General features: G+C 58.7%; 8 protein-coding genes. 6 read left to right on the forward strand and 2 right to left on the reverse strand.

The annotated features are described in order from the left end of the window. The first annotated feature begins 189 nt into the window (after positions 1 to 189). From BFQ01_RS11375 to BFQ01_RS11385, 3 genes are all read left to right on the forward strand, one after another. Positions 190 to 1,275, forward strand: coding sequence for a type I restriction endonuclease (locus BFQ01_RS11375; protein WP_027605324.1), 1,086 nt, complete (start codon positions 190 to 192; stop codon positions 1,273 to 1,275). A gap of 521 nt (positions 1,276 to 1,796) precedes the next feature. Further along, positions 1,797 to 2,153 (forward strand): hypothetical protein, encoded by a 357-nt coding sequence (locus BFQ01_RS11380; RefSeq protein WP_065925345.1) that lies wholly within the window; start codon positions 1,797 to 1,799, stop codon positions 2,151 to 2,153. A 70-nt stretch (positions 2,154 to 2,223) separates the two neighbouring features. Beyond that, positions 2,224 to 2,721, forward strand: coding sequence for a GreA/GreB family elongation factor (locus tag BFQ01_RS11385; RefSeq protein ID WP_065925346.1), 498 nt, complete (start codon positions 2,224 to 2,226; stop codon positions 2,719 to 2,721). Here BFQ01_RS11385 and gdhA read toward each other — a convergent pair. After that, positions 2,718 to 4,055: an NADP-specific glutamate dehydrogenase gene (gene gdhA / locus BFQ01_RS11390; protein WP_065925347.1), complete on the reverse strand. Its 1,338-nt coding sequence runs from the start codon at positions 4,053 to 4,055 to the stop codon at positions 2,718 to 2,720. The genes BFQ01_RS11385 and gdhA overlap by 4 nt on opposite strands. Positions 4,056 to 4,354: 299 nt before the next feature. Continuing rightward, positions 4,355 to 6,019, reverse strand: a complete 1,665-nt coding sequence (ettA, locus tag BFQ01_RS11395) for an energy-dependent translational throttle protein EttA (protein WP_065925348.1) — start codon at positions 6,017 to 6,019, stop codon at positions 4,355 to 4,357. Between the two features lie 285 nt (positions 6,020 to 6,304). Here ettA and BFQ01_RS11400 point away from each other — a divergent pair, with 285 nt between their 5' ends. The 3 genes from BFQ01_RS11400 to BFQ01_RS11410 all read left to right on the forward strand — a co-directional run bounded on the left by BFQ01_RS11400 (position 6,305) and on the right by BFQ01_RS11410 (position 12,984). Then, on the forward strand, positions 6,305 to 10,156 hold the full coding sequence (locus tag BFQ01_RS11400; RefSeq protein ID WP_065925349.1) for a bifunctional diguanylate cyclase/phosphodiesterase: 3,852 nt from the start codon (positions 6,305 to 6,307) through the stop codon (positions 10,154 to 10,156). Between the two features lie 142 nt (positions 10,157 to 10,298). Beyond that, on the forward strand, positions 10,299 to 11,552 hold the full coding sequence (glyA, locus tag BFQ01_RS11405; protein ID WP_017528864.1) for a serine hydroxymethyltransferase: 1,254 nt from the start codon (positions 10,299 to 10,301) through the stop codon (positions 11,550 to 11,552). A 226-nt stretch (positions 11,553 to 11,778) separates the two neighbouring features. Then, positions 11,779 to 12,984, forward strand: coding sequence for an ISL3 family transposase (locus BFQ01_RS11410; protein WP_065924102.1), 1,206 nt, complete (start codon positions 11,779 to 11,781; stop codon positions 12,982 to 12,984). The last annotated feature ends 6 nt before the right edge of the window (positions 12,985 to 12,990 follow it).

Genomic DNA, 12,990 nt, shown 5'->3' on the forward strand with positions numbered 1-12,990 from the left:
ACAAATTACTATTCGGCTTCCAACCTATTGATAAATAGGCAGGAAATTTCCGACAATTTTTTAGCTTTTTTCAGTCGAAACAAACTGTCTCTCACTCCATTTTCTTTGTGAGGATTTGTGTCTAGTATCGAATGGCAGTCAATTTGCCATCACATCTATACACGGATTCGAATAGGGTAAGAGGCTTATATGGAATTTTTTGAAAAGCTCACCAATCTGGCAGCAAAAGTTCGGTTGCAAGGCCCCGCCATCCAAACAGAAGAAGCAACAAAAAACGCTTTCGTAATGCCTTTTATCAACACGGTTTTGGGTTACGACGTGTTTGATCCACAGGAGGTAACGCCTGAGTTTGTCTGCGACATAGGGACAAAAAAAGGCGAAAAAATCGACTACGCGATTATGAAAAACGGAGAGGTTCAAATACTCATCGAATGCAAAAAAATCGGCGAGTCATTGAGCATTAATCACGCATCACAGCTGTTTCGATACTTTCACGTCACAAGCGCAAGAATCTCAATTCTCACGAACGGCCAGGTCTACAGGTTTTTCACCGACCTGGATGCACCTAATAAAATGGACGAAAAACCATTTTTAGAATTAGATTTGCTGGACATTGATGAGTACTCCGTACCGGAGCTGATAAAGCTTACAAAGTCGGCCTTTGATGTCGACTCAATCATCAATGCTGCGGGGGAGTTGAAATACGTCAGCCAGCTAAAGAAGCTTATTGGCGCCCAAGTCAGTAAACCTGAAGACGACTTCGTGAAATTTTTCGCATCCCGCGTTTACGAGGGAGCAATCACGCAGAAAGTCCGTGAGCAATTTTTCGAACTGACACGAAAAGCGTTAGCTCAGTTTCTGAATGACCAAATCAATGACCGGCTCAAGTCAGCTATGAGCGGCGCCATTCAGCCGACGGTAGCGTCACTGACGATGGCGAACAGCACAAATGTCGACATTCAGGATCGAGACGAGTCAGAAGATAAAATCCTGACAACGCTTGAAGAGCTTGAGGGCTATCACATCGTTCGGGCTGTCGTCCGCTCCGTTGTCGATGCCAAAAGAATCGTTCAACGAGACACCCAAAGTTATTTTGGCATCCTGCTGGACGACAACAATCGTAAACCGATTTGTCGCCTTCACTTCAACAGAAGTCAGAAATACCTCGGAATATTCGACGAGGAGAAAAATGAGACTCGGCATGCTATCTCATCCATTGATGAGATTTATGAGTACGCCGATCAGTTGAAAAGGACCGTGGGCTATTACGCCTGAAGGCCAGATTAGATCGAGCAACACTTATTCAATACGAGTGAAATCTGTGGCGAGCGGGCTTGTCCCGCGTTGGGGTGCGAAGCGCCCCTGATGAAGACAAATGTGTGTATCAGACACTCCTCTGCGCCTGGTTTTGGGGCTGCTGCGCAGCCCAACGCGGGACAAGCCCGCTCACCACAAGAATGCGCTTGCCTGAAATTATTTATGCAAGACTCAAGACTTTAGTGTGAAATTTTAACTCTTTAAAATCAGTGAGTTATTTTAAGTTTGATAAGAGCTTGCTTCCGCTGGGCTGCGCAGCAGCCACCGAACCAAGCGAAGCGTTCCTACCGAAAAAATATCCACCGTCAGCATTGGGGCAGCTTTGCGGTCCTACGGAAGCCAGCGCCCTCGCCACAGTTTCAGTGCCCACCGCTCGATCTCATCGTGCTCCACACCTTTCTCACACCCCTTTCACGCCTCCCCGACAAATCCCTATCTAGACTTCCCCTATCAGCCGTGAAACGGCCAGGGAGCAAGCAATGTGGCGGTATGCAGTAATGCTGTGTGCGGTGGTGTGGCTATCGGGTTGCCAGTCAACCCATCAGGAATTGCTGGCTCGGGGCTATCCGCCCGCCTTTGCCGATGGTTTTGACGATGGGTGCAGCAGCGGCCGCCAGGCGGCGGGGGTGATCACCGGGGTGTTTCGCAAAAACGTGCCGCGTTACCTGAAAGACCGGGTCTACGCCGAAGGCTGGGAGGATGGTTTTCGCCAGTGCAAGGCCATGCACGAGAACGAGGAGCTGCGCGACTACAAGGACAATCACTGGGATGACCGTGAACGCGCCTGGCAACAGGAGAAGAACCGGGATGCTGCGCGGGCCTATCGCTCGCAATAGGTCGCTTTCAGACATTCATCGAAACTAAAGCGCGGCGAACATGGCCCAAGCTCCATAGAGGGAGAACGTCATGAGCCGAGCTTTTGTAAATGAGGACAACGCCGCCGCCCAGGCAGATCAGCCGGTGGAGCGCCAGGTCAGTGAGCAGCCCAATCGCCTGACCGCGCAAGGGTTGGCGCAATTGCAGGCCAAGGTTACGCAGCTACAAGCCGCGCACAGCGCCGAGTCCGCCAAGGGCGAACAGGCCGATAAGCAGCGCCAGGCCGACCTTGAGCGGGATTTGCGCTACTTCAACCAGCGCGTGCAAAGCGCCCAGGTGGTGGCGCCCGCTACGTCTACCGACAAGGTGCAGATCGGCAACTGGGTGACGTTCGCCAATGAGCATGACGAGCAGCAGCGCATTCAATTGGTCGGGGAAGACCAGGCCGATGCCGGCGCCGGCCTGATCAACTGGGGCTCGCCCCTGGGCCGTGCCTTGCTGGGCGCCCAGGTGGGGGACGAGGTACTGTGGAAGCGCCCCGTCGGCGACCAGTTGATCGAAGTGCTGCGCATCGAGGCCGAGGCCTAGACGATGCCTTGGGCCAGCATCGCGTCGGCAACCTTGACGAAGCCCGCAATGTTCGCGCCCTTCGCGTAGTTGATCCGACCGTTCTCTTCACCGTAGTGCACACAGGCATGGTGGATCGACTGCATGATGTTGTGCAGCTTGCTGTCCACTTCACCGGCGGTCCACAACAGGCGCATGGCGTTCTGCGACATCTCCAGGCCGCTTACGGCGACGCCGCCGGCATTCGATGCCTTGCCCGGCGCAAACAGGATGCCCGCCTCGATAAAGATATCCACAGCCTCAAGGGTGGTCGGCATGTTGGCGCCTTCGGCCACGCAGATGCAGCCGTTGCGCAGCAGCGTGCGGGCCGCTTCGGCGTCGAGTTCGTTCTGGGTAGCGCATGGCAGGGCAATGTCGCAGGCCAGCTCCCAAGGGGTTTTGCCGGCGCGGAACTCCAGGCCGTAACGGCCGGCCAGTTCGCTGATGCGCCCGCGCTGCACGTTTTTCAGCTCCAGCAGCGCCGACCATTGTTCCTCGGTCAAGCCGCTTTCGGCGTAGAGCGTGCCTTCGGAGTCAGACAGGGAAATCACCTTGCCGCCCAGGTCCATGACCTTGCGCGCCGCGTATTGGGCGACGTTGCCGGAGCCGGAGACCGCGACACGCTTGCCTTCCACTCGCAGGCCGTCGCGCTTGAGCATTTCTTCGGCGAAGTACACACACCCGAACCCGGTGGCTTCCGGGCGGATCAGGCTGCCGCCGTAGGTCATGCCCTTGCCGGTCAGCACCGAGGTGAATTGGTTGCTCAGGCGCTTGTACTGGCCGAACAGGAAGCCAATCTCACGGGCGCCCACGCCGATGTCGCCGGCCGGCACGTCCACGTCTGCACCGATATGGCGGTACAGCTCGCTCATGAACGCCTGGCAGAAGCGCATGACTTCGGCATCGCTCTTGCCTTTGGGATCAAAATCCGAGCCGCCCTTGCCGCCGCCCATGGGCAGCGAAGTCAGGGAATTCTTGAAGGTCTGCTCGAAGGCGAGGAATTTCAGCACCCCCAGGTTTACCGACGGGTGGAAACGCAGGCCGCCCTTGTAGGGGCCGATGGCGCTGTTCATCTGGATACGAAAGCCGCGGTTGACCTGGACCTTGCCGTGATCATCCACCCACGACACCCGAAAGGTAATCGCGCGCTCCGGCTCGCAGATGCGCTCCAGGATGCCCGAGGCCAGGTAATGGGGATTGGCTTCAAGAAACGGCCACAGGCTGCGTAGGACTTCTTCTACGGCCTGGTGGAATTCCGGCTGGTCGGGGTCGCGTTTTTTCAGGCGGGCGAGGAAGGATTCGACGGATTCGATCATGAAAAGTCTCGGCAAATTGATTGTTTTTAAATGAGATTGAGCCGGACTTTATCAATTCATGCCGCACCGCGACAGGGCAAAATGTCGCTTTTGTGAATTTAAATGGTGCATTAGATATAAATAAACCCAGGAAATAGGGATTTATCGCACCCAAAAGGGGATCGCCAAGGCAGGTTATGCACCAGCAGGGAAAACGCTATCGGGGGCAAGCCCCCTCCCACTTTTGATCGGTGTGGGTCAGGAAAAATGTACAAAAAAAAACGGAGTCCGAGGACTCCGCTTTTTTCACACCAGCCGGATCAGGCCAGTTTTTTGTGCCGTACACGGTGCGGCTGGGCAGCCGCTTCGCCCAGGCGCTTTTTACGGTCCGCTTCGTACTCGGTGTAGTTGCCTTCGAAGAACACCGCTTGCGAGTCGTCTTCGTACGCCAGGATGTGGGTCGCGACCCGGTCAAGGAACCACCGATCGTGAGAGATCACAATGGCGGCGCCCGGGAAGTCCAGCAGGGCTTCTTCCAGGGAACGCAGGGTTTCAACGTCGAGGTCGTTGGACGGTTCGTCGAGCAGCAGGACGTTGCCGCCCTCTTTCAGGGTCAGGGCCAGGTGCAAGCGACCGCGCTCACCACCGGACAGGTCCTTGACGAACTTCTGCTGGTCGCCGCCCTTGAAGTTGAAACGGCCGACGTAGGTGCGCGACGGGATTTCATAGTTGCCGATGCGGATCTGGTCGGAACCGTCGGAAATTTGCTGGAACACAGTCTTGCTGCCATCCAGGTCTTCGCGGCTCTGGTCCACACAGGCCAGTTGCACGGTTTCGCCGATTTCGATGCTGCCCGAATCCGGCGTTTCCTTGCCCATCAGCATGCGGAACAGGGTGGATTTACCCGCACCGTTACCACCAATGACGCCGACGATCGCGCCTTTTGGCATGGAGAACGACAGGTTGTCGATCAGCACGCGGTCGCCATAGCCTTTGCACACGTTCTTGAACTCGATGACCTTGTCACCCAGGCGCGGGCCGGCCGGGATGTAGATCTCGTTGGTTTCGCTGCGCTTCTGGAATTCCTGCGACTGCATTTCTTCGAAGCGTTGCAGACGGGCCTTGGATTTGGACTGGCGGGCCTTGGCGCCTTTGCGCACCCACTCCAGTTCTTCCTTCATGGCTTTTTCGTGGGCCGATTGCTGCTTGGATTCGGCGGCCAGACGGTCGGACTTGGCTTCGAGCCAACCGGAGTAGTTGCCCTCGTAAGGGATACCGGCGCCACGGTCGAGCTCGAGGATCCAGCCGGCAACGTTGTCGAGGAAGTAGCGGTCGTGCGTGATCGCAACCACGGTGCCCGGGAAATCGTGCAGGAAGTGCTCCAGCCAGGCGACGGAGTCGGCGTCCAGGTGGTTGGTCGGTTCGTCGAGCAGCAGCATGTCGGGAGCGGACAGCAGCAGGCGGCACAGGGCCACACGACGTTTTTCACCACCGGACAGGAATTCGACCTTGGCGTCCCAGGCCGGCAGGCGCAGCGCATCGGCGGCGACTTCCAGCTGGCGCTCCAGGTTGTGACCGTCGCCGGCCTGCAGGATGGCTTCGAGCTTGGCTTGTTCAGCGGCCAGCTTGTCGAAGTCGGCGTCCGGTTCAGCGTAGGCGGCGTAGACCTCGTCCAGGCGGGCCTGGGCGTCCTTGATCACGCTGACGGCCTCTTCGACCACTTCACGCACGGTCTTGGTCGGGTCCAGGATCGGCTCCTGGGGCAGGTAACCGATGTTCAGTTCCGGCATCGGGCGGGCTTCGCCTTCGAACTCGGTGTCGACGCCGGCCATGATTTTCAGCAGCGTGGACTTACCCGAACCGTTGAGGCCGAGCACGCCGATCTTGGCGCCGGGGAAGAAGGACAGCGAAATGTTTTTCAGGATTTCCCGCTTCGGAGGGACAACTTTTCCCAGCCGATGCATGGTGAAGACGTATTGAGCCATGGTGAACCTAGCGTCAGTGACTGATGAATTAAGCGGGCGAAGCCCGTGCCAGGCCATGCGCCGCGCGGGCCGTTGACTATCATCAATGCCAGCGAGCGGAAAAAGCCTGAATGTCTGGGGCTGGAACGCCCCCGCGTAACCGGCAAAGCTACCTGAATGCGCTTGGTCAGTCCAGCCAAGCGGGGCTGGCACTTTGCCACAAGTCAAGGCATGCTAGCCGCCCTTCGGGCGTCCGGCTTATAGTGCACGTCGCGCGCCAGTCCAGCCAAACCGCAGGATCACAGCTTGTCCAAAGTCACGCCGCCAACGCCCTTGCGCGCCGCTCATGTAGCGCCGGGAACGCCCCTGCACGGCACCCTCAAAGGCGCATTGGCGACGCTTGTCCTCCTGCTGCTCGCGTTATTGTTCTGGCAACTGCTGGACCAGTTGCAGCAAAACCAGAAAAACCAACAGCAATACACCATCGACTACAGCGCCGACCTGGCTGAACAGATCAGCCTGAGCATGGCCCTGAGCGCAAAAATTGCCCTGAACCTGCTACCGATGGTCGAGCCGCCGCGCGACATCGAACAGCAACAGGCCTTGACGCGCACGTTGCAGCGTTCGCTGCCGGAACTGCGCAGTATCGCCCTGCTCGCGCCCAGCGGCGCGATGATCAGCGACAGCGCCAATGACAGCCAGGACAGCGCCTGGCTGGAAGAGCTGGTGCAGCGCAGCCACGGCCAACCCTACTACCTGAGCAATAACAACGACGGCACCCTCATCTATCTGCTGCTGCACCAGCCCAGCGGCGGCTCAAGGATGTACTGGGCGCTGCGCCTGGCACCCGAGTACCTGGTCAACCTGACCCGCCAGGACAGCCAGGGCCAACGGCCGATGTGGGCCATCGAGAACCGCCTGAACCACCGTGTGGTCAGCCGCGACAGCGGCATGCCGGCGCAATGGGGCGACGCCCTGACCCCGGATGACCTGAATAAAAGCGTGCTGGTCACGCCCCTGAGCAAAAGCGACTGGCAGTTGCGCGGGATGTTCGACCGCGCAGCCGTGCTGGAACAACTGCTGCCGGCGTTTATCGGTAAATGCCTGCTGGGCCTGGCCTTCTCGCTGATCCCCGTGATCGTGTTGCTGAATATGCGTCGCCGCCAGCGCCAGGTGCATGAAGGCCGGCGTCGGTATCAGGATATTTTCGAAGGCACCGGCGTCGCCCTGTGCGTACTTGACCTGTCGGGCCTGAATGCATTCTTTGGCAAGGTGAACTTGCAGACCCGCGAGCAACTGCACGCCTGGCTGCAAAGCTCCCCCGAGGAATGCCGGCAGTTGCTCACCGAACTGCGCATCACCGAGATCAACCAGGTGGCGGTGAGCCTGCTCAGAGTGGGCTCCTGCGAGGAAGCGTGGGAGCGGCTGATCGATGATTGCCCGCGCAACACCACGTCCATCGGACATCAGATACTCGAAGCGGTCCTGACCCAACAGAATCAGCTTGAGTTGGAAATCCAGCTCAAGGATGTAGCCGGCAACGAACAATACCTTTGGATGGTGATGCGCCTGCCGGAACAGCAGGACGACTTCAAGGCGGTGATCCTCAGCATCAGCGACATCACCAGCCGCAAGCTGATCGAACTGTCGTTGGTGGAACGTGAAAGCTTCTGGTCGGATGTGGTGCGTACCGTGCCCGACCACTTGTATGTGCAGGACGTGATCAGCCAGCGCATGATCTTCAGCAACCACCATCTGGGCCACACCCTCGGCTATACCAAGGCCGAACTGCAGCAAATGGGCGAGTATTTCTGGGAAATCCTGCTGCACCCCGAAGACGCCGAGCATTACCACGATTTGCGCCAGCAGCAACGCCAGGCCGGCTACGCGACGCAGTTGCACTGCCAGTTGCGCTTTCGCCATCGCAACAACCAATGGCGGCGCTTTGATATCCGCGAGCAGGCCCTGGCGCGGGACAAGTCGGCGCAAGTCACGCGCATCATCGGTGTGGCCAAGGACATCACCGACCAGATCGAAGCCAGCGAGTCCCTGCGCGACAGCGAAAAGCGCTACCGCATGCTGGCCGAAAGCATCAGCGACGTGATCTGCTCCACCGACAGCCAACTGGCCCTCAACTACATCAGCCCGTCGGTCAACGCCGTGCTGGGTTACGACGTGGACTGGGTATTCAAGAACGGCTGGCAGTCGATCATCGCCAACCCCCAGCAACTGACCGGCATCTATAGCTTGCTGGAACAGGTCAGCCGGGCGCTGGGCGATCCCGACGCGCTGAACAGACTCCGCGATCAAGTGCAGACCCAATTGTTCCTGTTCGACTGCCTGCGCGCCGACGGCCGCAAGGTGCCGATCGAGCTGCGCCTGGTGCTGGTATGGGATGAGCACGGCGCCTTCGAAGGTGTCCTCGGCGTGGGCCGCGATATCAGCCAGCAACGCCGCGCGGAAAAAGACCTGCGCATGGCCGCCACCGTATTCGAACACTCCACGTCGGCGATCCTGATCACCGACCCGGCCGGTTATATCGTGCAGGCCAACGAGGCGTTCAGCCGGGTCAGCGGTTATGCGGTAAGCGATGTACTCGACCAGTTGCCGAACATGCTCACCGTCGACGAACAACAGGAAGCCCACCTGCGCTATGTGCTCAAGCAATTGCACCAGCACAGCACCTGGGAAGGCGAAGTGTGGCTCAAGCGCCGTAACGGCGAGCACTACCCGGCCTGGGTCGGCATTACGGCGGTGTTCGACGACGAAGGCGACCTGGCCAGTTATGTGTGTTTCTTCAGTGATATCAGCGAACGCAAGGCCAGCGAACAGCGCATCCACCGCCTGGCCTATTACGACGCCCTGACCCACCTGCCCAACCGCACGCTGTTCCAGGACCGCCTGCACACCGCGCTGCAATCAGCCGAACGGCAGAAGTCGTGGGTGGTGCTGATGTTCCTCGACCTCGACCGTTTCAAGCCGATCAACGACTCCCTGGGCCACGCGGCCGGCGACCGCATGCTCAAGGAAATGGCGACCCGCCTGCTCGGCTGCGTGGCCGAAGACGACACCGTGGCACGCATGGGCGGCGACGAGTTCACGTTGCTGCTGCAACCGCGGGTCAACCGCGAAATGGCGCTGAACCGCGCGATCCATGTGGCCGAGCAGATCCTCGCCAGCCTGGTGAAGCCCTTCGTGCTGGAGGGTCGCGAGTTCTTTGTAACCGCCAGTATCGGCATCGCACTCAGCCCCCAGGACGGCAACGAGCTGAGCCAGTTGATGAAAAACGCCGACACCGCGATGTATCACGCCAAGGAACGCGGCAAGAACAACTTCCAGTTCTACCAGGCCGATATGAACGCCAGCGCCCTGGAACGCCTGGAACTGGAGAGCGACCTGCGCCACGCCCTGGAGCAGGACGAATTCGTGCTCTATTACCAGCCGCAGTTCAGCGGCGACGGCAAACGCCTGACCGGCGCCGAAGCCCTGCTGCGCTGGCGCCACCCACGCCGTGGCCTGGTGCCGCCGGGGGACTTCATTCCGGTGCTTGAAGAGCTGGGCCTGGTGGTGGACGTGGGCGACTGGGTGATCAGCGAAGCCTGTCGCCAGCTCAAGACCTGGCACCAGAACAAGGTGCGAGTGCCGAAAGTCTCGGTGAACATCTCCGCGCGGCAGTTCTCCGACGGCCAACTGGGCACGCGCATCGCCACCATCCTCAAGGACACCGGCCTGCCACCGGCGTGCCTGGAGCTGGAGCTGACCGAAAGTATCCTGATGCGCGAAGTCAACGAAGCCATGCACATCCTCGACAGCCTGAAAAACCTGGGCCTGAGCATCGCGGTGGACGACTTCGGCACCGGTTATTCGTCCCTCAACTACCTCAAGCAATTCCCCATCGACGTGCTGAAAATCGACCGCACCTTCGTCGATGGCCTGCCCTCCGGCGAACAGGATGCACAAATCGCCCGCGCCATTATCGCCATGGCCCACAGCCTCAACCTGGCGGTGATTGCCGAAGGTGTGGAAACCCATGAGCAGCTGGACTTCCTGCGCGAGCATGGTTGCGACGAGGTGCAGGGGTATCTGTTCGGGCGGCCGATGCCGGCACATCGGTTCGAGGCGCAGTTCAGCAATGATGCGCTGTTCATGTTCGATTGAGCAGTGTGATGAGGCCGGCACAGTCACCACCCATCCCGAGATGAGCCCCGCTTGTCCGCGACATGATGTCCTTTCATATGCCATCTAAAACCCATTGGGTTAGAATGCCCTCCTTTTCTGCCCCCGATCCTTGAGGACCGCCATGTTCAGCCGTGATTTGACTATTGCCAAGTACGACGCCGATCTCTTCGCCGCCATGGAGCAAGAAGCCGTGCGCCAGGAAGAGCACATTGAGCTGATCGCTTCGGAAAACTACACCAGCCCTGCGGTGATGGAGGCTCAAGGTTCGGTTCTGACCAACAAGTACGCCGAAGGCTACCCAGGCAAGCGCTACTACGGTGGCTGCGAGTACGTCGACGTGGTTGAGCAACTGGCCATCGACCGTGCAAAAGAACTGTTCGGCGCCGATTACGCAAACGTCCAGCCACACGCCGGCTCCCAAGCCAACAGCGCCGTGTACCTGGCCCTGCTGCAAGGCGGCGACACCATCCTGGGCATGAGCCTGGCCCACGGTGGTCACCTGACCCACGGCGCCAGCGTTTCCTCCTCCGGCAAGCTGTACAACGCCGTTCAGTACGGTATCGATGCCAACGGCCTGATCGACTACGACGAAGTCGAGCGCCTGGCGGTCGAGCACAAGCCAAAAATGATCGTGGCCGGGTTCTCTGCCTACTCGCAGATCCTCGACTTCCCACGCTTCCGCGCCATCGCCGACAAGGTGGGCGCCTACCTGTTCGTCGACATGGCTCACGTAGCCGGTCTGGTCGCCGCTGGCGTCTACCCGAACCCTGTGCCTTTCGCTGACGTGGTGACCACCACCACCCACAAGACCCTGCGCGGTCCACGTGGCGGCCTGATCCTGGCGCGCGCCAACGCCGAGATCGAGAAAAAGCTGAACTCCGCCGTATTCCCGGGCGCCCAGGGCGGCCCACTGGAGCACGTGATCGCTGCCAAGGCGATCTGCTTCAAGGAAGCCCTGCAGCCTGAGTTCAAGACCTACCAGCAACAAGTGGTGAAAAACGCCAAGGCCATGGCCGGCGTGTTCATCGAGCGCGGTTTTGACGTAGTGTCCGGCGGTACTGAAAACCACCTGTTCCTGCTGTCCCTGATCAAGCAGGACATTTCCGGTAAAGATGCTGACGCTGCCCTGGGCAAAGCTTTCATCACCGTGAACAAAAACTCCGTGCCGAACGACCCACGTTCGCCGTTCGTGACTTCCGGCCTGCGCTTCGGCACCCCGGCTGTGACCACTCGTGGCTTCAAGGAAGCAGAGTGCAAGGAACTGGCCGGCTGGATCTGCGACATCCTGGCGGACCTGAACAACGAAGCCGTGATCGACGCGGTGCGTGAGAAGGTCAAGGCCATCTGCAAAAAACTGCCGGTATACGGCGCGTAATACAAAGAAGCCCACTGTAGGAGCGAGCTTGCTCGCGAAAAACGTCAACGATAACGCGTGCATCTTGGGTGCACGCGTTGCCTGTGAGTTCTTCGCGAGCAAGCTCGCTCCTACAGGTGGGCTTTTTTATGGTTCATCACGGAATCCCGGGAAACACAGAAACAAGAACGCCGATTTGATTGATGATGTTCGTGCGAGCAAACACATCTAAAAAACCGGCGTTCTTATGCGTGATATTAATACTTTCCTTCCTTTTTGGGAGGGCTTTTCTGTCGTCACGATCAAGCCCGATGGTGACGTTCTAAAGATCGATCTGATTCCCCACGCCACCCGATTCCCTTCCTGCGGCGGCTGCCAAAAACCTTGTTCAACCACTCATGAGTATTGCGAGCGAACCGTTCGTGATCTGCCCATTCTCGGTCGCGCGGTGCGCCTCAGCATTTTGCTCAGGCGTGTTGGCTGCCGCGACTGTGGAAAACGCATGGAGGCCGTCAGTTGGCTGGATCGCTATGCCCGCATGACGCGCCGCTTGGCCGAGGCGGTCATTCAGGCCTGCGAGCGCCTTCCCACCCTGCACGTGGCCCAGATGTTTGGACTGCATTGGGACACTGTTCGGTTGCTGGAGCGTCGAGCCTTGCAGGCGGTGTTGAGTGAGTTGCCGAAGGCGCAACCACGACGCCTGATCATGGACGAGTTCGCGTTATTCAAAGGTCATCGTTACGCCAGCGTTGTGCTGGATGCCGATACACGACGAGTGCTGTGGATCGGTGAAGGCCGTAGCCGAGCGGCAGTCAGGCCGTTCTTCGAGGAGCTGGGGCCGGAGGGCTGCGCTCGAATCGAAGCGGTGGCGATGGACATGAATACTGCTTTTGATCTGGAGGTTCGCCAGCATTGCCCGAAAGCGCGAGTGGTCTACGACCTTTTCCATGTGGTGGCCAAATATGGCCGAGAGGTGATTGATCGGGTCCGCGTCGACGAAGCTAATCGGCTGCGTCATAACAAGCCGGCTCGCAAGGTCATCAAGCAGGCACGATGGCTGTTGCTGCGTAACCCACAGAACCTGAAAACGCCGGAACAACAGGTCCATTTGCAGGATTTATTGGAGGCCAACCAATCGCTGATGACAGTTTATTTGATGAAGGCTGAACTCAAAACGCTCTGGACACCGAGCACTGCCTGGACCTGGAGATCGGCCTGGAAGCAATGGCTGCGCCATGCATATGAAAGTGAAATACCGGCTCTGATCCAGTTTGCCAAACGGCTAAAGGGTTATTGGCGGGGCATCGTCAGTCGGGTTCGCTGGCCGATGCACACCGGTCAGTTGGAAGGAATAAACAATCGAATAAAGGTCATCAAACGGATGGCGTACGGTTACCGGGATAGCGAATTCTTCTTCATGAAGATCAAGAGCGTCTTTCCCGGTAATCCGTGATGAACC

The sequence above is a fragment of the Pseudomonas sp. 8 R 14 genome, from assembly GCF_900005955.1.
Classification (GTDB): Bacteria; Pseudomonadota; Gammaproteobacteria; order Pseudomonadales; family Pseudomonadaceae; genus Aquipseudomonas; species Aquipseudomonas marginalis.